Annotated in this window: 19 protein-coding genes; 13 read left to right on the top strand and 6 right to left on the bottom strand. The window is 54.9% G+C overall.

Annotated features, from left to right (window positions below; translation table 11 throughout):
• Nucleotides 1-79 precede the first annotated feature (79 nt).
• The 5 genes from sciP to AC2D8V_RS15335 all read left to right on the top strand — a co-directional run bounded on the left by sciP (nt 80) and on the right by AC2D8V_RS15335 (nt 5729).
• The gene (sciP, locus tag AC2D8V_RS15315; protein ID WP_484734437.1) at nt 80-358 is read left to right on the top strand and encodes a CtrA inhibitor SciP; all 279 of its coding nucleotides are present in this window, start codon (nt 80-82) and stop codon (nt 356-358) included.
• A 97-nt stretch (nt 359-455) separates the two neighbouring features.
• Nucleotides 456-1175, top strand: a complete 720-nt coding sequence (ctrA, locus tag AC2D8V_RS15320; RefSeq protein ID WP_484734438.1) for a response regulator transcription factor CtrA — start codon at nt 456-458, stop codon at nt 1173-1175.
• A 134-nt stretch (nt 1176-1309) separates the two neighbouring features.
• Nucleotides 1310-3427 (top strand): NAD-dependent DNA ligase LigA, encoded by a 2118-nt coding sequence (ligA, locus tag AC2D8V_RS15325; protein WP_484734439.1) that lies wholly within the window; start codon nt 1310-1312, stop codon nt 3425-3427.
• The gene (recG, locus tag AC2D8V_RS15330; protein ID WP_484734440.1) at nt 3424-5514 is read left to right on the top strand and encodes an ATP-dependent DNA helicase RecG; all 2091 of its coding nucleotides are present in this window, start codon (nt 3424-3426) and stop codon (nt 5512-5514) included. The genes ligA and recG overlap by 4 nt, the downstream gene beginning before the upstream one ends.
• A gap of 86 nt (nt 5515-5600) precedes the next feature.
• The gene (locus AC2D8V_RS15335; RefSeq protein WP_484734441.1) at nt 5601-5729 is read left to right on the top strand and encodes a hypothetical protein; all 129 of its coding nucleotides are present in this window, start codon (nt 5601-5603) and stop codon (nt 5727-5729) included.
• Nucleotides 5730-5906: 177 nt separating this feature from the next.
• Here AC2D8V_RS15335 and AC2D8V_RS15340 read toward each other — a convergent pair whose 3' ends face one another.
• Together AC2D8V_RS15340 and AC2D8V_RS15345 are read right to left on the bottom strand one after the other, a co-directional pair.
• The gene (locus AC2D8V_RS15340) at nt 5907-7304 is read right to left on the bottom strand and encodes a methyl-accepting chemotaxis protein (RefSeq protein WP_484734442.1); all 1398 of its coding nucleotides are present in this window, start codon (nt 7302-7304) and stop codon (nt 5907-5909) included.
• A gap of 64 nt (nt 7305-7368) precedes the next feature.
• Nucleotides 7369-7821, bottom strand: a complete 453-nt coding sequence (locus AC2D8V_RS15345) for an iron-sulfur cluster assembly scaffold protein (protein ID WP_484734443.1) — start codon at nt 7819-7821, stop codon at nt 7369-7371.
• A gap of 75 nt (nt 7822-7896) precedes the next feature.
• Here AC2D8V_RS15345 and hisI point away from each other — a divergent pair, with 75 nt between their 5' ends.
• Complete coding sequence (gene hisI, locus AC2D8V_RS15350; RefSeq protein WP_484734444.1) at nt 7897-8283, top strand: phosphoribosyl-AMP cyclohydrolase; 387 nt, start codon at nt 7897-7899, stop codon at nt 8281-8283.
• On the opposite strand, the gene gluQRS is transcribed toward hisI, so the two are convergent.
• The 3 genes from gluQRS to trmFO are packed head-to-tail and all read right to left on the bottom strand — an operon-like array spanning nt 8280 to nt 11155.
• A complete protein-coding gene (gene gluQRS / locus AC2D8V_RS15355; RefSeq protein WP_484734445.1) occupies nt 8280-9146 on the bottom strand; it encodes a tRNA glutamyl-Q(34) synthetase GluQRS in 867 nt (288 codons plus the stop codon). The genes hisI and gluQRS overlap by 4 nt on opposite strands.
• 2 nt (nt 9147-9148) lie before the next feature.
• Complete coding sequence (locus tag AC2D8V_RS15360) at nt 9149-9763, bottom strand: class I SAM-dependent DNA methyltransferase (protein WP_484734446.1); 615 nt, start codon at nt 9761-9763, stop codon at nt 9149-9151.
• Nucleotides 9764-9802: 39 nt separating this feature from the next.
• Nucleotides 9803-11155, bottom strand: coding sequence for a methylenetetrahydrofolate--tRNA-(uracil(54)-C(5))-methyltransferase (FADH(2)-oxidizing) TrmFO (trmFO, locus tag AC2D8V_RS15365; protein ID WP_484734447.1), 1353 nt, complete (start codon nt 11153-11155; stop codon nt 9803-9805).
• A 345-nt stretch (nt 11156-11500) separates the two neighbouring features.
• Between trmFO and AC2D8V_RS15370 the strand changes: the two genes are divergently transcribed.
• On the top strand, nt 11501-11926 hold the full coding sequence (locus AC2D8V_RS15370; RefSeq protein WP_484734448.1) for a PaaI family thioesterase: 426 nt from the start codon (nt 11501-11503) through the stop codon (nt 11924-11926).
• A gap of 71 nt (nt 11927-11997) precedes the next feature.
• On the opposite strand, the gene AC2D8V_RS15375 is transcribed toward AC2D8V_RS15370, so the two are convergent.
• Nucleotides 11998-12231: a DUF1127 domain-containing protein gene (locus AC2D8V_RS15375; protein ID WP_484734449.1), complete on the bottom strand. Its 234-nt coding sequence runs from the start codon at nt 12229-12231 to the stop codon at nt 11998-12000.
• A gap of 93 nt (nt 12232-12324) precedes the next feature.
• Here AC2D8V_RS15375 and AC2D8V_RS15380 point away from each other — a divergent pair, with 93 nt between their 5' ends.
• The 6 genes from AC2D8V_RS15380 (at nt 12325) to AC2D8V_RS15405 (ending at nt 17310) form a co-directional block, all read left to right on the top strand.
• Entirely contained in the window at nt 12325-13740 is a 1416-nt protein-coding gene (locus tag AC2D8V_RS15380; protein WP_484734450.1) for an aminotransferase-like domain-containing protein, read from the top strand.
• A 159-nt stretch (nt 13741-13899) separates the two neighbouring features.
• Nucleotides 13900-14361, top strand: coding sequence for a 50S ribosomal protein L13 (gene rplM, locus AC2D8V_RS15385; protein WP_484734451.1), 462 nt, complete (start codon nt 13900-13902; stop codon nt 14359-14361).
• A gap of 2 nt (nt 14362-14363) precedes the next feature.
• Nucleotides 14364-14864 carry a 30S ribosomal protein S9 gene (gene rpsI / locus AC2D8V_RS15390; RefSeq protein WP_484734452.1) on the top strand — a complete coding sequence of 167 codons (501 nt, stop codon included), beginning with the start codon at nt 14364-14366 and terminating at the stop codon, nt 14862-14864.
• A gap of 192 nt (nt 14865-15056) precedes the next feature.
• Nucleotides 15057-15758: a hypothetical protein gene (locus AC2D8V_RS15395; protein WP_484734453.1), complete on the top strand. Its 702-nt coding sequence runs from the start codon at nt 15057-15059 to the stop codon at nt 15756-15758.
• 140 nt (nt 15759-15898) lie between these two features.
• Nucleotides 15899-16261: a group I truncated hemoglobin gene (locus AC2D8V_RS15400; RefSeq protein ID WP_484734454.1), complete on the top strand. Its 363-nt coding sequence runs from the start codon at nt 15899-15901 to the stop codon at nt 16259-16261.
• Entirely contained in the window at nt 16261-17310 is a 1050-nt protein-coding gene (locus tag AC2D8V_RS15405) for an adenylate/guanylate cyclase domain-containing protein (protein ID WP_484734455.1), read from the top strand. The genes AC2D8V_RS15400 and AC2D8V_RS15405 overlap by 1 nt, the downstream gene beginning before the upstream one ends.
• Nucleotides 17311-17369: the final 59 nt, after the last annotated feature.

The raw sequence follows: 17369 nt of genomic DNA on the forward strand, positions 1-17369 counted from the left end.
ACTCTCAAGAGCCCGCTTCATGTGTCCTTAAGGTCAATTCGTCAAGGTGTGCTTCACGAGTAGAACTTTGGGTAAGAGTATGTATCTCAAGAAAGTTGATGGGCCGCGTTCTGTGACGCTGGCGGACGGTTCTATCATGACTCACGCTGATCTGCCGCCAGCCAACACACGTCGCTGGGTGGCGTCTCGCAAGGCGGCTGTTGTTCGTGGAGTCGCCTATGGGTTGATCAGTCAAACTGAAGCATTGAAACGTTATCAGATCAGCGAAGATGAGTTTCAAGAATGGGTTCGCGCGGTTTCCTTGCACGGAGAGGACGCCCTGAAAACCACTGCGTTACAAAAATATAGACAACTCTGAGTTGTTAATATAACTTTCTTCCAAACGGTAACGTGTGATTAACCTTTTTTAGTCACGGTTAATGCCAAGTTCAATGATGGCCGACCCGGAGAAGAATATGCGCGTACTGCTGGTTGAAGACGACCCAACGACCTCTAAGAGCATCGAGCTGATGTTGACCCATGCAAACCTGAACGTCTACGCGACGGATCTTGGAGAAGAGGGGATCGATCTGGCCAAGTTGTACGACTATGATTTGATCCTTCTGGACCTTGATTTGCCTGATATGAACGGCCACGAGGTCCTGCGCCAGTTGCGGCTTGCCCGCATTGAGACTCCCATACTAATTCTGTCTGGCGCTGATGACACCGAGAACAAGATCAAAGGGTTTGGCTTTGGTGCAGATGATTATCTGACCAAGCCGTTCCACCGTGAAGAGCTGGTTGCGCGCATTCACGCTATCATCCGCCGCTCTAAGGGTCACTCCCAATCTGTTATCGATACCGGCGCAATTTCTGTCAACCTTGACGCGAAGACGGTGAGTGTCGACAACAAGGCTGTGCATCTGACCGGCAAGGAATACCAAATGCTGGAGTTGTTGTCTCTGCGCAAGGGCACAACGCTGACGAAAGAGATGTTCCTTAACCATTTGTATGGTGGCATGGACGAGCCGGATCTAAAAATCATCGATGTGTTCATCTGTAAGTTGCGCAAAAAGCTCAGCACTGCGACAGGTGGCGATAACTATATCGAAACAGTCTGGGGGCGTGGATACGTCTTGCGCGATCCCGAGCCGCAACATGTTGATGACCCTCAGCGTATGGCAGTCGGCGCATAATTGCCTGTGCCGCCCGCGAAAGACGCGTGGCGGCATGCGTTTTGAAATGTGCGACGTCCTCACGGAATTCAACTGGACCTGACATAACTGCCCGCCTATCTATCGTGTAAACATGGTTTGGGGGGCATTGTCATATGGCGTCGGACGCGCTCGATCAAATGGACGATACCGCCGCGCGCAAAGAACTGGCGCGATTGGCAAAACTGCTGTCCGAGGCAAATTCAGCCTACCATCAATCTGATGATCCGGTTTTGTCGGATTCCGAATTCGATGCGCTGAAACGCAAGAATGCAGAGATTGAAGCCCGCTTTCCCCACCTCAAGCGGGGTGATAGTCCATCAGATATTGTCGGTGCTGCTCCGACCGAGGGGTTTTCTAAAGTTGCGCACGCGGTGCAGATGCTTTCGCTTGCGAATGCTTTTGACGACGAGGATATTCGGGAATTCGATCAGCGGATCAAAAAGTACCTCGGTATGTCGGACGGTGAACCTCTGACCTACACGGCGGAACCGAAAATTGACGGTCTTTCGCTATCGCTGCGATACGAAAACGGCACGCTGGTACAGGCCGCGACACGCGGTGACGGGGCGACCGGGGAAAACGTGACCGAAAACGCCCTTACTATTTCAGACATACCTCAAAAGATCTCCGGGGCACCCGATGTGTTGGAAGTCCGGGGTGAAGTTTACATGTCACACCCGGATTTCGCTGCGCTCAACACTACGCAAGAAAGAACCGGCGGAAAGACATTTGCCAACCCAAGAAACGCAGCAGCGGGATCACTGAGACAGCTTAATTCAGAGATTACCCGCGATCGTCCTTTAAGGTTTTTTGCCTATGCTTGGGGGGATCTGTCGGATCCACTGGCAGCGACACAGCAAGGGGCCATTGATCGTCTGGGTGCGTTGGGCTTTGTGACCAATGATCTCACACGGCAATGCTCTGGCCCGTCTGAAATGCTGGCGCACTACCGTGAAATTGAGGCGCAACGCGCCACTTTGCCTTATGATATCGACGGTGTTGTTTACAAAGTGAATGATCTCGCCCTGCAAGAGCGGCTTGGTTTTCGATCTACGACACCTCGTTGGGCGATCGCCCACAAATTCCCGGCTGAACTCGCTTGGACATGGCTGAAAGCTATCGACATTCAGGTCGGGCGCACTGGCGCGCTTTCGCCCGTTGCCCGGCTTGAACCCGTAACCGTTGGAGGTGTCGTGGTGTCCAATGCCACGCTCCATAACGAAGACTATATTGCTGGGTTGGACAGTAAGGGAGATGTCATTCGCGAGGGGAAGGATATACGTGAAGGCGACTGGGTGCAGGTTTACCGCGCCGGCGATGTTATCCCGAAAGTTGCGGACGTTGATCTGACAAAACGGTCCGCTACGGCCAAGCCTTTTGTGTTTCCACAGACATGCCCGGAATGTGGTAGCGACGCCATCAGAGAAGAGGGTGATGCGGTACGTCGCTGCGTCGGAGGGCTAATCTGCCCGGCGCAGGCCGTTGAGAAACTGAAGCATTTTGTTTCCCGCGCGGCGTTCGACATCGAAGGGCTCGGCGCGAAACAGGTGGAACAGTTTTACAATGACGGCTGGGTAAAGGAACCGGCAGATATCTTCACCTTGAAAGACCGCTTCGGCTCTGGTGTTCAGCAGTTGAAAAACAAAGAGGGTTGGGGCGAAAAATCTGCGCAAAACCTCTTTGCCGCTATTGACGAAAAACGCCGCATCCCGCTGGCGAGACTCATTTTTTCACTAGGTATTAGGCACGTGGGCGAAAGTGCTTCGAATCTCATCGCGCGTCACTACGGTGATTTCGAAACCTTTGTGCAATCGATATCGGCCGCCGCCGAATTGCATGGCCCCGAATGGGAAGACCTGCTGAACATTGATGGGGTTGGAACAGTCATGGCGACATCGCTTGTTCAATCCATGACGTCACCGTCAGAACGAGCCTCTATCGAACGCTTGGTATCGGGGTTGAATGTAGAGGCAACCCAAAAACCCGACACACAGGACAGCCCTGTCGCAGGCAAAACCATCGTGTTTACAGGGACGTTGGAGAAAATGACGCGTGCCGAAGCAAAGGCGCGTGCAGAACGTCTCGGTGCCAAAGTGTCAGGATCGGTTTCTGCCAAGACTGATCTGCTCGTCGCGGGACCTGGTGCTGGATCCAAAGCCAAAAAAGCAGCCGATCTTGGAGTGGAAACCATCGACGAAGATGACTGGCTGGCATTGATCGAGGGCAAATGAAGGGCCGCCCTGAAATACTGTTCGAACTTTTTGGTGATTTGCAGAATTTGGCAGGCGTCGGTCCCAAAACTGCACGGCATTTTGAAGGCCTGAACGTCGCAGCACCACGCGATCTATTGTTTGTACTGCCGCATTCAGGGATTGACCGGCGGCGTTGCGCATCTATTGCGGGGCAGGATTTGCCAGCAACTGTCACTGTGGCGGTCACAATCGGCACGCACAATCCGCCGCGCACGAAAGGTGGGGCGTATCGGGTGTGGGTCAACGATGAAACAACAGCTTTTCAACTGGTTTTTTTCCACGCCCGCGGTGACTACTGGAAGCGCAGCCTGCCAGAAGGGACGCGCCGTGTGGTGTCAGGCAAGCTGGAGTTGTTCGATGGCACCCCCCAGATGGTCCACCCGGATCATATCGTTGAAGAAGCAGAAGCATCATCAATCCCGCTCTTTGAGCCGGTATATCCTCTGGTGGCCGGCATCACTCAAAAACTGATGTGGAAGGCAACAAGAAGCGCGCTGGACAGGTTGCCTGCTTTGCCTGAATGGATCGATCCCGAGCAAAAAAAATCTGCCGAATGGGCTGACTTTAAAGAAGCGATGATTGCGGCACATACGCCCACCTCGCAATCCGACATTCAGTGGACTTCCCCGGTCCGGGCAAGGTTGGCATATGACGAACTGATGGCTCACCAACTTACGCTCGCCCTTGCGCGGGCGAATGCCCGGCGTAAAAAAGGCCGCGCGACCACAGGCGACGGGGCATTACAGCGGAAAGTTCTGGCTGATTTGCCGTATGCGCCTACAGGTGCGCAGCAGCGTGCTATCGACGAGATCGGGCGCGACATGGCAGGCACAATGCGGATGAATCGTTTGCTGCAGGGCGATGTGGGTGCTGGTAAAACGCTCGTCGCACTGATGGCCTTGGTTCGTGCGGTTGAAGCGGGCGGGCAGGGTGTTCTGATGGCTCCAACCGAGATATTGGCGCGCCAGCATGTCGAAAGTTTGCGTCCCATGACTGAGTCGGCGGGCATTGTGCTGGAAATACTCACAGGCCGCGACAAAGGTAAGGAGCGCGCGGCCAAGCTGGCAGCGCTCGAGAACGGCGATATTCAGATATTGGTCGGAACCCACGCCGTGTTTCAGCAGGATGTGACCTTCAAAGATGTACGACTGGCCGTGGTCGACGAGCAGCATCGCTTTGGTGTTCGACAACGGCTTGCCTTGGGGGAGAAAGGCCAAGCCGTGGATGTATTGGTCATGACCGCCACGCCGATCCCGCGGTCGCTGGCACTTGCCCAATACGGGGATATGGATGTGTCGATCCTCGACGAAAAACCCGCCGGACGGAAGCCTATCAAGACGGCGCTGGTCAGCACCGAGAGGCTGGACGCAGTCGTTGAAAGGCTGCGCAACGCGATTGCGGAAGGACGCCAGTGTTATTGGGTGTGCCCGCTTGTTGAGGAAAGCGAAGTCATCGACCTGACCGCGGCCGAACAACGGTTCAAGCACTTGCGGGCAGCCTTGGGGGAAGGAAATGTCAGCCTTGTACACGGACAGATGCCCGTCGCCGACAAGGATGCGGCCATGGAACGTTTTCAAAACGGGCATAGCAAGGTGCTGGTTGCCACGACGGTGATCGAAGTGGGCGTAAACGTGCCTAACGCGACCATTATGGTGATAGAACGCGCTGAAAGTTTTGGTCTTGCTCAGTTGCACCAAATGCGGGGTCGCGTTGGACGGGGCGAAGCGGCTTCGACCTGTGTACTGCTTTTTCAATCTCCGTTGTCAGACACGGGGCGCCGCCGGCTGGAAATTCTTAGGGATTCAGAAGATGGGTTCGCCATTGCCGAGCAAGATCTGGCAATGCGAGGCGCGGGTGACGTCATCGGTACCGCGCAATCCGGCATCCCCAAGTTCCGCGTTGCTGACCTTGAACGACAAGCGTCTCTTATGGCGGTGGCTCAATCCGATGCGCGTGCGCTGTTGTCGGTTGATCCGAGCTTGGAAAGCCCCCGTGGGCAGGCAGCGCGCCTTCTTTTGTGGCTGATGCGTCAGGATGAAGCAATTCGCCTGATATCAGTAGGTTAGAATTTTTGTTCTCTTTTGTTCTCAAAAAGTTCTTTACAATGCGTGAATAAAATGAGAACAAATAAGCAACACGCAAGGAGGCCGGTATGAACAGAATTACACAACTCAAAGCTATGACAAGCCGGGTTCAAGACACGCTTGTTCAAGATGTCATCGGTGCCGCCGCCTTGGTTGTGATGCTGGTTGTATGCCTGCATCTGCCTGACTTTATTTAATTTCTGCCTGCGCTCTCACGCCGGAACACTTGTTGCACCTTCCCCAATCCGGTGCTCGAGATGAAACACTGCCTGTTCCGCATCTCACTTTAGGGTCTGACCCGCGAGTGTCCTCGGAGTCCCCGTGAGTAACGCTTCAACTACGCCGCCGCCCACCAGGACGGCGGCGTTTTTTTTTTATTCAAAGCCATACGCCAATCGCAGACCGCCCCAATGCCGGCTTTGCACGTAGATCGGTGCTGACAAGTCTTTCATCATCTTGAAGGCACCACCACCCATATCGCGGCGGTATACTTGCAGCAGAAATTCCTGTGTATTGCGTCCTGCCTTTAATCCTACTCTGTCGTCAAAAATCCGCCGGTTACGGCAATTTGCCGTGTTCCAGACCGGATCATCCGAAGGCGGGTGCGAAAATTTCTTGTTGTGTGTAGGCAGATATCCGTTCACGTCCACTGCGGCGCAGAACACAACACGTGGATCAATAGCAAGCGCTGGCTCCTGTACCGGCGGCAGTAACTCGTCCAAAAGCTTCGTTGCTTCAGTGAGATACTGTTCAGGATTGCTGCCGGGGATGGCGCGATAGTTTCGGTCAAACAGCTTGCTCATTGTTGTTGCACCCGTTGCCACTGCATCCTCAAGTCGTTCTTCGACTTGGGACACAAGAGACTTGATCGCATGAATAAAGGGCACATCAGGCGAGGAACCGTTCAATAGCGCTGTGGATTGCACAATCGTCTCTGATGTATCGATCAACCGCAGGACACGTTCATGCGTACTTTCAATGCCGTGTGTAGTGCCCTTCACAGAGGTTTTGATGTCATCGAGTGCAGGCTGCAGCTCGGCAATGACAGATCCCATTTGTTCGGCCTGTCGCGCAATGCGCTGCGCCTGATCGTTGGCGGACATCACCGAAGCCTCCATGCGGGTCAGGGCCGTATCGGTACCGCTGGCTGTTTCAAGGATGTCTTCTGCTTCTGCGGCAATGTGTTTGGCGTCATCGCCAAGCGTCGCAATCCATTTTGTCAGTGTTTCGATGTTATCCGAAATTTGAACTGCAGCAGACCGTGTCTGCTGTGACAGATCATTGATCGCTTCGGCGACCACGGCGAAACCACGACCGGCTTCTCCCGCGCGTGCGGCTTCAATCTTGGCGTTTATTGCCAGCGTGTTGACTTGATTGGCGATTGTAGCGATCTGCTGGTTGTTGGTTTTCACCGCGCTCAGCGTCTCAGAGACATTCTGTGTCCGAGAAGACAGTTCCTGAACCCATGACGCAACCGCACGCGACTTCTCGCCCGACGTCCGCACCATGCCTGCTGAAGTTTCAACATCGCGTGCGGTTTCTTTTGAGTGACGCGCCATTTCGCCGACAGCGGCATGCACGTCCTTGTTTGTGGTCGCCATTTGAGCCGTACGCTCTTCAAGCAGTCGGACACCCTTAGTTTGTGCTTGCGCGTGCTCTTCGACTAAATCGAGAAATCCGGCGATATCAACGATTTCATATCCCAAATCCGCCGCCGCGGCTGAGAGCCTGTCTGCTTTCGGCGCAGACTGGATGTGTTCTTGTAGTGCCATGTCGCTCCACCGATGGTTTCGGCAAGCATGGCATCATTTTCCTAAACAATAGCTAAAAGCTGCACTAGGCGCAGTTGGATTGCAGCGCCGTCTCCATGGCCTCACAGCTTGCTTCTATGCACAACAGGATGGAGGCGTGACGGTTGCGATAGTCTCTCGCAGGTTCCAGCACTTCAAACCCCTCGAACGGAGCCGCGGGCACCGGTCCTTGATCTTTCAGCATTGCACGCAACTCATCCCGTGCCTTGACCAGATTGGGCAATGTCTGACCGATGACGGCCTGCGCTGTTACCGCCGCTGCCGCCTGTCCCAGTGCACAGGCTTTGACATCTTGTCCAAAGGCGGAGACCTTGCCGTCCTGCACATCAATATCCACGGTGACGGCCGAGCCACAGAGCGGAGAGCGCTTTTTCACCGTTGCCATCGGATTTTCCAGACGGGAATGATGTGGGATATCCGCCGCAAGCTCAAGAATGCGGCCAGAATAGAGTTTGATCAGGTCAGTGTCAGCGGGCATTCTCAGTTCTTCCAGTTGATCCGGCTTTAGCAATAGTAAATAGGTGTGCTGAAGCCAAAGCAAAAGGTATTTTCGATGGCACAGGACCCTGCTGAAACACTTGGCGCTTTTGATGTCGATGCGTTGCGATTCAACTCGGACGGTTTGATCCCGGCGATTGCGCAAGATGACGACAGCAACGAAGTCCTGATGCTGGCCTGGATGAATGCCGAGAGCATTCAAAAAACGCTGCAATCAGGAAAAGTGACCTATTGGAGCCGCTCGCGACAAAGCTTCTGGGTCAAAGGCGAAACGAGCGGCAATACTCAAGAACTGGTTCAATTCCGCTTTGATTGCGATCAGGATTGTCTGCTGGTGAAGGTCAGACAGCGTGGCCCCGCGTGCCACACCGGACGGCGTAACTGTTTTTATCGCGCTGTAGAAAATGGCAGTGTCGTCGAGTTGATGACACCGGAGGGCTAGTCGAGCCCGACCATGTGCCGGATATCTTCGGGCCTGCGCCCCTCGGCCCGGTATTTTGACAAGGCGCGTGCATCGTCACGTTTTGCCAGCCGTTTTCCGGCGTCATCGCGGATCAGCTCGTGGTGCAGATATTGCGGTGTCGGCAACGACAAAAGCGTTTGCAGCACTAGGTGAATTTGCGTCGCCTCAAACAAATCCTCGCCGCGAACCACGTGACTGATTTGCTGTGCCGCATCATCGACCACAACCGAAAGATGGTATGATGTGCCAAAGTCGCGACGGGCAACAACGATATCGCCTATTGTATCAGGCAAGTCAGCAAGCGGGATAACGGCCGCTGAACTGAGGCGGGGGTTAGCTTCGGTAAAAGACAGTTTTTGTGCGCCTGACTTTGCGCCAATGATCTTGACGGCGCGCGTCATATCCAACCTGAGAGCGGGCCCATGCGGCATGGGCCCTGTGCGACAAGCCGCGCGGCAAGTGCCGGGATAGATCGGCCCGTCCGGGCCATGAGGGCCCGCAACGCCTTCTTGAGGGGCGCTCAACGCGTCGCGAATATCGCGTCGCGTGCACTGGCAGGGAAAGATGACACCCATATCCCACAGACGCCGCAACGCTTCGTCATAGGCATGTAGGTTATCCGACTGGCGCAATACAGGTTGTTCCCAATTTAACCCAAGCCAATGCAAGTCATCAAAGATTTGCTGTTCCCATTCAGGCCGGGCGCGAGACTGATCAATATCCTCGATGCGCAGAACAAAGGCACCGCCATTCTTTGTCGCCAGATCAAATGCGGTAAGCGCGGAAAAAGCATGCCCCAAATGCAACGGGCCCGTCGGAGACGGCGCAAAGCGCGTTCGCATTACTAAGCCTTTTCAATCACATAAACGGTAGAGTTCAGGTCAATCTTTGTCAGATGAGGGCCATGTTCCTTGAATAGGAGGTGCGCGGCGCCGCAATCCAGCCATTCGTTCAATCCTGCTTCGTTGGCAGGATCAGCCAATGCATGATCGTTGAAAGATAGAACCAAAAGCCCGCCACTTGCCAACCCGTTCATCAAGCTGTGCAATACAGAGATTGGCGCCGCACCCGCCCCAATTACCCCAATTGCAGCAATGGCCGCGTATTCGCCGGGCTGATGGGGCAGCGGGGTGTCGGCATCTATCTGGGAAAGCGTTCGGTACGCTCCTTTGCTGCGGGCTTCGGCCAGCATGTCCGCCGAGAGATCAACCCCGTCGATGACCTCAAAACCGGCGGTCTTCAACGCCAACCCAGACAAACCGGTGCCACATCCGAAATCCAGAATAGGCGCCGAGAGATCGGTCATCTGATCAGCCAAGGCGGCTGCGCATCGCCCCGGTGTGACATAACCGTTTTCAGCGACTTCTGCTTCGTAGGTTGCTGCCCATTCGTCGTAGAGCTGACGGGTCGACGCCGCATCGCGTGCGTCATAAACCTTGTCGAGAAATTTTTCTGTCATACCGTCAAAGCGTAACGAGCCCAGCGGTAATGTCCAGCCTCACACAGGCGCGAGCGCCGCGCCGAGCCATTGGCGCCAGTCCGCTTTGGCACGATCCGTATAGGCTTTGTAACGGTCTTTGCGTCCGCGCCGTCCTCCTTTGAGCCCTTCGACAGGGGGAAACAGCCCGAAATTGACATTCATCGGCTGAAAGGTCTTCGCCTCTGCGCCGCCTGAGATATGTGTGATCAGTGCGCCCGTAGCCGTTGTGTCAGGGGGCGTCTCAAGTCTGTCGCCCTTGATCTCAGAGGCCGCCAGCCGGCCCGCCAACATCCCCATGGCGGCGGATTCAACGTATCCTTCGACGCCAGTTATTTGCCCGGCAAAGCGGATGTTGGGCTTTGACCTGAGCCGCATCTGGCCATCCAGGAGTGTCGGAGAATTCAAGAAAGTATTGCGGTGAATGCCGCCAAGACGGGCGAACCGTGCATTTTCCAAACCGGGAATGGTTTTGAAAACATCAGCTTGCGCGCCGTATTTCATTTTCGTTTGAAATCCGACGATGTTGTAAAGCGTGCCGAGCTTGTTGTCGCGGCGTAGTTGCACCACCGCGTAAGGTCGCGTGTCAGGTTGGTGCGGGTTCGTGAGCCCCACCGGTTTCATCGGTCCAAAACGCAAGGTTTCCCGGCCGCGTTCCGCCATGACCTCTATGGGGAGGCAGCCGTCGAAATATCCCGCAGTTTCGCCTTCTTTGAATTCCGTTTTGTCAGCCGCAAGCAGCGCATCGATGAAGGCCTCATACTGCTCTTGCGTCATTGGACAATTCAGATAGGCGGTGCGCTCCTCTTCAGTTTCACCCTTGTCATACCGCGACTGCATCCACGCCTTGCTCATGTCGATACTGTCGAAATAGACGATTGGCGCAATCGCGTCGAAAAAAGCGAGAGCTTCCGCGCCGGTTTCAGCAGCGATCGCCGTTCCCAAACGCCCGGAAGTCAACGGCCCCGTGGCCACGATCCAGTGACCTGCGTCCGGCAGGGTATCAACTTCACCAAGTGATATCGTGATCCGGGGATGCGCAGTTAGCGCATCGGTTACAGACTGCGCAAACGGATCGCGATCCACCGCCAATGCACCACCTGCGGGCAAGCGGTTACGGTCTGCCATTTGCATGATCAGCCCGTTTGCTTGACGCATTTCCCAATGGAGCAGACCAACGGCATTTTGCTCATGATCATCAGAGCGGAAAGAGTTCGAACACACCATTTCGCCCAGATATCCGGTTTGATGTGCAAAGGTCTCGACCTGCGGGCGCATCTCATGCAGCACCACATCAACGCCCATTTCAGCGGCCTGCCATGCGGCTTCGGACCCGGCCATGCCGCCACCGACGATGTGAAGTTTCTCTGTCATGGCGCGGATGTAGTTCGTGATGCTTGCGGGTGCAACTCAAACTGTAAAGAGTGCGGGTGGGGGGAGAGAGCGTTTTGGGGTCGCCGCTGCGGGCATGTCGGATCAGTGAGAGGCTGATCTGGAGGGACCTTCCGGCGAGGCGGCGACCCAAAATCGTTCAACAGCGCAATGCGCTCGCCCCAAATGTGTCACGATCCTGCCGCATTTTAAATGCCTCATTTTGAAACTGTGTCGCGCGCATGTGGAAACAATCATGACACCATAATGCCGCTACGTCATTTTGCTGCGGGGTTGCGCCTGATTGCGATCCGCTAAACGTTAATGGCGTGCGACGAGGGAGGTGGCATGGCATTGAAGTTGGATGCAGACGCGTTGAATGCGTTTCTCGAAACAGCTTTTCTTCAGGTTAAGGGCGAGTTTGAAGTTGAAGCAGTGACCGAAGATACGATTCGCATGCGCCTGTTGGTCGGCGAACGGCACCTGCGCCCCGGCAATACGGTGTCTGGCCCCTCTATGTTTTCGCTGGCCGATGTCGCAGCCTACTTGATGACGCTTGCGCGTATCGGTCCGCAGGCGCTGGCTGTTACGACCAATTGTTCAATTGATTTTATGCGCAAGCCGGCAGCAGGTGTTGACCTGATCGCAGAAGGCAGGTTGCTAAAACTGGGTCGGGTTCTCTCCGTCAGCGACGTTTTGCTCTATTCCGAAGGGCAGGATAAGCCGGTTGCCCGGGCTACTCTTACTTATTCCATCCCGCCAAAAGCCCCGTAAGGGCACGTACACAAAAAACGGCCGGGGCAAGCCCGGCCGAAGGAAGAGGTCTGTCGAGGCGCCCGGGGAGGCTACGCCCGCCAGAACACCTTGGAGGCCTCGTATCTGGCCTCTTCCGGTGTCAGCCCAACATCGCGCAGTTCCCAATCAGTCAAGTTCCTCAATGCTTTTCGGGTTTCGCGACGCATACTCCACTTGGACAGGCACACCGCGAACTCCACCGCGACGACAGAGGTCGTTGGCACAAAGCGTGCTTCTGACAGATATGTCAGGGTTTCGGACGGTATCGTTGATGTGCGTGTCATGGGAATCTCCTAAATTGTATTGACACAATGCAGCAAAATGCCTACAAGATATGGGTACAATAAGCGATACAAAAGCGCTAGGGAAACATTGTAATGGATACAATTTGGCAGCCGGACCAATTGACCGGGCAGGGGCCGAAATATCGCGCCCTGTCGATGATGATCCGTGACAGCATCGCGTCAGGCGCGCTTCGCGAGGGGGAGAAGCTCCCGCCGGTGCGAGAGTTGGCATGGCATTTATCCATTACTCCGGGCACTGTTGCCCGCGCATACACGGTGCTCACCGATGAAGGTGTGCTGCGGGCCGAAGTCGGACGTGGAACATTTGTTGCGCAACCTGAAGGTGCCAAGCCGATCTACAAAGAGCCGCTGATTGAAGAGGACAGCGCAATCCACAATGCTGAGACCGAGGGATATCAGGTCAATCTCGTGTCGCCGCATCTGCCTAGCGTCGGGCAGGCTGCCCTGATCCGCCAACTGCTCGGAGAGGTCGCCGAGGATCCACCCTCTGGGATGATGCATTACCCAAACCGGCGCAACCAGCAACCGGCCGTTGATGTTGCTGCGGAATGGATGTCTGCGACGGCGCTTGATAATGTGCATCCGCGTCAGGTCGTGCTGACACACGGCGGGCAAAATGCGATCCTGACAACGATGCAGACGATCCTGCGTGGTCGTAAGCCAGCAGTTCTGGTCGAGGCGCTGTCCTATCCGGGTTTTCGCCGTGCCGCCGAACTGCTGCGGGCCGATGTCGTACCGGTGGAAATGGACGAATACGGCATAAGGCCTGACGCGCTGGAAGAAGCGGCGCGCATGCATGACGCGCAAATCCTTTGTACCTCACCCGAAGTGCACAACCCGACATGCATTTGCACGCCGCTGGAACGGCGCCGCGAAATCGCTGCCATAGCACAGCAGCACAATATTCAGATCATAGACGATGATTGCTACCGGCTTGGTCAGGCGCAGGCCCCTGGGTATCGCCGGCTGGCTCCAGATATCAGTTGGCACATTTCATCGGTTTCCAAAAGCATCACACCCGCTCTGCGCATCGGCATTGCCGTCGCGCCAGAAGCTCGGGCAGGGCACTTGAGACGTACGGCCGAGAATTCATTTTTCGGGATTGCTACGCCGATGGCGGATTTGACGGCGAAACTATTTGCCGACCCTCGGCTGCCCGGATTGATGGAAAAGGCAAAATCCGAAATAGAGGAATACGTTAAGTCCGCCGTCAACATTTTGGGCAGCTATGACCTGCGGTGGCGCGCGGATGTGCCGTTTATGTTTTTAAATCTGCCATCGGGTTGGCGGGCCGGCGCATTTGTGCAGGCCGCCGAAGCTGAGGGCGTGCGCATCAGGCCGGCCGAGGAATATGCCGCGCGAGAGGCCCGCGCGCCTCATGCTGTCCGCTTTGCCATCAACGCCGGCGTTGGTCGGCAGAATTTCGAGGCCGCCATCGGCCGCTTGCGCAGTCTGCTGGACAATCCGCCGGAGCAAATCAACGTCTAAGCATGGGGTAAAATAATACCTATTTCTTAAGGTGTTGTATTATATGAATTTTTACGACCATAACGCGCTTGACCCGTAAAATCGAACAGGTATAACCCCCCAATCTGAATTTAGCGCCCGGAATATCCCGGTGCGGAAACCTCAAATGGGGATTCGTCCATGAAAACCTTTTCTGCAACACCAGCAGACATCGACAAGAAATGGATCCTGATCGACGCGGAAGGCGTCGTTCTGGGCCGTCTCGCGTCGATTGTTGCACAGCGTCTGCGCGGCAAACACAAGCCGTCTTTCACACCGCATATGGATTGCGGCGACAATGTCATCGTGATCAATGCCGACAAGATCCAACTGACCGGCAAAAAACGTGAAGAAAACCACTATTGGCACACGGGCCACCCTGGTGGGATCAAGTCGCGCACCAAGGCAGAGATCCTCGAAGGGGATCATCCAGAGCGCGTGGTGACGCTGGCCGTCAAGCGTATGCTGCCCGGCAACCGGCTGAGCCGCAAGATCATGACCAACCTACGGGTTTACGCAGGCGGTGAGCATCCGCATGACGCGCAAAGCCCTGAAGTTCTGGATGTTAAATCCATGAACAGCAAAAACACGCGGAGCGCATAAAGATGGCTGACGAAATCAACTCTCTTGAAGACCTCGCAGGTGCCGTCACCGAGACCATCGGCGCCGTGCAAGGTACCGAAGTCGAAATGACGCCCCGCGAACCGCAGCGCGACGACCTTGGCCGCTCATACGCCACAGGCAAGCGTAAAGACGCCATTGCGCGCGTTTGGATCAAACCGGGCTCCGGTAAGGTTACCGTCAACGGCAAGCCGCAGAATGAATACTTTGCGCGTCCAGTGCTGCAAATGATCCTGGCGCAACCGTTCTCCGTCTCTGGCACGGTCGATCAGTTCGACGTCTTTGCCACCGTGAAAGGTGGCGGCCTGTCTGGTCAGGCGGGCGCGGTAAAGCACGGTATCTCAAAGGCGCTGCAACTGTATGATCCCAGCCTGCGCGGCGCGTTGAAAGCGGCCGGCTTCCTGACCCGCGACAGTCGCGTGGTCGAGCGGAAGAAATACGGTAAAGCCAAGGCACGTAAGAGCTTCCAGTTCTCCAAGCGTTAATTCATTCAGGTCTACCCTGGTCGGATTTCAACGGTCGCAAGAAATTGCGGCCGTTTTTTTGTACGACATCTTATCTGGGGGCAACAGGTCGTCCGGATAGCGTGCGCAGCTGTGCAAAATGGGTTTACAGATCGTTAAAAACGCCTGAACTATAGAAACCATAAAAAACACGAGCAGCAAAACAGGCACAAAGTGCTCAACGTCAAACCAACACCGCGTCAGCGCAGATACGATAACGCGTCGCATCTGATTTACATCCACATCGGGAAATGTGGTGGCGCGTCCTTGTGGAATGCGATCCAGCGCAGTGAAAAGCTTGCTGAAACTTTCGACAAGGTCTCCAAGACGCATGTAGAGCGGCCTCCAGTGCATCAGCAGTCTCGTTACCTGATCGTCGTGCGCGACCCGATCCGCAGGGCACTATCTGCGTTTAACTGGCGATACCGTCTGGTTGTTCGGGAAGGCAGCCAGAAAAACAGGTTCGAAGGCGAATTTGATACGCTGTGCCGCTACGAGACACTCGATGCTCTCGCCTTGTCCCTTTATGGTGAGAGCGGTCTTGATCTTGCGGCTGCTCGCGACTTTCGTGCGATCCATCATCTGCGCGAAGATATTTCATTTTACTTGGGCGATCTTCTGGATGCGATCCGTCCGGTCCAGATTTACGGCGTTCTTTTCACAGAGCGACTTGCGTGGGACGCGCAACGCGTCCTTGATGTCGCGACGCTCAGAACCGTACATGAAAACAAGTCTGCAACACCGCCAAGTCAAAAACATCTGTCACAACAAGCAATCGACAACCTGCGTCGCTTTCTGGCCAAGGATTTCAACGCAATTGAAAAGCTTTTGGCGATGCATCCCGTGCCCGTGACACCCGAAATGACGTCAGTGTAGTGGGGGCTGTGGCTCGCTTTTTCGGTAAATTTGCCGCAGTATCGGGCTGAATATGCAAGAATTTGACATCGGTGGCTGTTCACCTTGCGTGATTTTTGACTTGCTCTTAACGTTCGCAGGAAGTGAAAAGGCCAACGGCGATGTCCAGTACGTTTCATAAATACGGCGGTTTCAGTACGGTCAGCAAGGTCGTGATGGATTTCTACGAGAGGGTTCTCGACAGTGATGTGGTGGGCCATCATTTCGACGATGTCGACATGGCCCGATTGATGGATCACCAGACAAAGTTTGTCTCTTCTTTGATGGGTGGTCCTGCTGCGATGAACGACGACCAGCTCAGACGCGTGCATAAGGGGCTTGATATCACGCCAGCCGAGTTTGACGAGATCGTCACATTGCTAAGCGAGGCGATGGCCGACAACGGCATGGAGCATCAGGACATTCGCGCCGTCGCGCGGGAGTTTGAAAACAAGCGCCATCTTATTGTCGCTCAGGCAGTCTGATGACCAATATCGGATTGACAGCAATCAACGAGCAACTGCTGAAATCCATCGGCGTTGGCATCGCCATTATCCGGTATAAGGATTTGCGGTTCTTTTTTCATAACGCGGCCTTTGCGGAATGGTTTGGCGACCCTGACGACAGCGAAATCATCAATTCGACAATTGTTGAATTGCGTGAAACGGCGATGCAGTCCTTTCGCGAGACAGGGCGCTATGTCGGTGAGGTGAAGATAAAGCCAAAACGCCGCACACTCGTAATTAGTTTGAACTTGTACCTGTCTGAAATCGATGGGGAAAAGATGATCGTGGCTGAATGCCAGAACATCACACGCATGCGTGAACTGGAGCAGATGATTGACAGCTATTCCAACATGGTTGAGCGGAACACGCGCCAGTTGGAACGCGAAAAGGAGCGCGTTGAAAAACTGCTTTTGAACCTGATGCCGCGAAAGGTGTACGAGGAATTCAAAACCTTTGGGGTGGTGACACCCCAGCTTTATCGCAACGTGTCGGTGCTCATGCTGGATTTTGTAGGTTTCACCGATTTTACAGAGCAGAACGATCCCACGGTTACACTTGGCGAGTTGAATGATATTTTCACCGCTTTTGACAGGATCGCAGAACAGTTTGACGTCGAACGGATCAAAACGATCGGGGACGCCTATATGGCTGTTTCCGGCATGCCGGAACCGGCACCTGATCATGCCAGCGCCGTGGCAAACTGCGCTGTTCGTTTCCTGCGTTACCTGGAACGGCGCAACCAAAGCCACCGGTTCAAATGGGAAGCGCGGATCGGTTTGGGTACGGGTGCCGCGGTGGGGTCGGTCGTAGGCGTACAGAAATACGTCTATGACGTGTTTGGTCCCGCGGTGAACATGGCCGCACGCCTTGAGGTATTTGCAAAGCCGATGAAGATCGTTGCACCCATCGAGATGAAGTTCGATCTGATCGATGGTTTCCAGATTGATGAAATCGGAGAATACAAAATCAAAGGCCTGGGAACGGTCGAATTGATGAACGTCGAAGGCAACCTGTCGCTGGCGCGGTAACCAGTTCACAATACGCTGAATTGGCACAAAGCGGTTATTTCTGATAGTCTTTGCCCACC

The sequence above is a fragment of the Roseobacter sp. YIN89 genome, from assembly GCF_057219365.1.

What these genes read in the sequence shown, in the direction of transcription:
- ctrA (WP_484734438.1), top strand. Translation starts at nt 456, where the DNA reads ATGCGCGTACTGCTGGTTGAAGACGACCCAACGACCTCTAAGAGCATC.
- ligA (WP_484734439.1), top strand. Translation starts at nt 1,310, where the DNA reads ATGGCGTCGGACGCGCTCGATCAAATGGACGATACCGCCGCGCGCAAA.
- AC2D8V_RS15360 (WP_484734446.1), bottom strand. Translation starts at nt 9,763, where the DNA reads ATGACAGAAAAATTTCTCGACAAGGTTTATGACGCACGCGATGCGGCG.
- sciP (WP_484734437.1), top strand. Translation starts at nt 80, where the DNA reads ATGTATCTCAAGAAAGTTGATGGGCCGCGTTCTGTGACGCTGGCGGAC.
- AC2D8V_RS15400 (WP_484734454.1), top strand. Translation starts at nt 15,899, where the DNA reads ATGTCCAGTACGTTTCATAAATACGGCGGTTTCAGTACGGTCAGCAAG.
- gluQRS (WP_484734445.1), bottom strand. Translation starts at nt 9,146, where the DNA reads ATGCGAACGCGCTTTGCGCCGTCTCCGACGGGCCCGTTGCATTTGGGG.
- AC2D8V_RS15375 (WP_484734449.1), bottom strand. Translation starts at nt 12,231, where the DNA reads ATGACACGCACATCAACGATACCGTCCGAAACCCTGACATATCTGTCA.
- trmFO (WP_484734447.1), bottom strand. Translation starts at nt 11,155, where the DNA reads ATGACAGAGAAACTTCACATCGTCGGTGGCGGCATGGCCGGGTCCGAA.
- AC2D8V_RS15370 (WP_484734448.1), top strand. Translation starts at nt 11,501, where the DNA reads ATGGCATTGAAGTTGGATGCAGACGCGTTGAATGCGTTTCTCGAAACA.
- rpsI (WP_484734452.1), top strand. Translation starts at nt 14,364, where the DNA reads ATGGCTGACGAAATCAACTCTCTTGAAGACCTCGCAGGTGCCGTCACC.
- AC2D8V_RS15405 (WP_484734455.1), top strand. Translation starts at nt 16,261, where the DNA reads ATGACCAATATCGGATTGACAGCAATCAACGAGCAACTGCTGAAATCC.
- rplM (WP_484734451.1), top strand. Translation starts at nt 13,900, where the DNA reads ATGAAAACCTTTTCTGCAACACCAGCAGACATCGACAAGAAATGGATC.
- AC2D8V_RS15340 (WP_484734442.1), bottom strand. Translation starts at nt 7,304, where the DNA reads ATGGCACTACAAGAACACATCCAGTCTGCGCCGAAAGCAGACAGGCTC.
- AC2D8V_RS15345 (WP_484734443.1), bottom strand. Translation starts at nt 7,821, where the DNA reads ATGCCCGCTGACACTGACCTGATCAAACTCTATTCTGGCCGCATTCTT.
- recG (WP_484734440.1), top strand. Translation starts at nt 3,424, where the DNA reads ATGAAGGGCCGCCCTGAAATACTGTTCGAACTTTTTGGTGATTTGCAG.
- AC2D8V_RS15380 (WP_484734450.1), top strand. Translation starts at nt 12,325, where the DNA reads ATGGATACAATTTGGCAGCCGGACCAATTGACCGGGCAGGGGCCGAAA.
- AC2D8V_RS15335 (WP_484734441.1), top strand. Translation starts at nt 5,601, where the DNA reads ATGAACAGAATTACACAACTCAAAGCTATGACAAGCCGGGTTCAAGAC.
- hisI (WP_484734444.1), top strand. Translation starts at nt 7,897, where the DNA reads ATGGCACAGGACCCTGCTGAAACACTTGGCGCTTTTGATGTCGATGCG.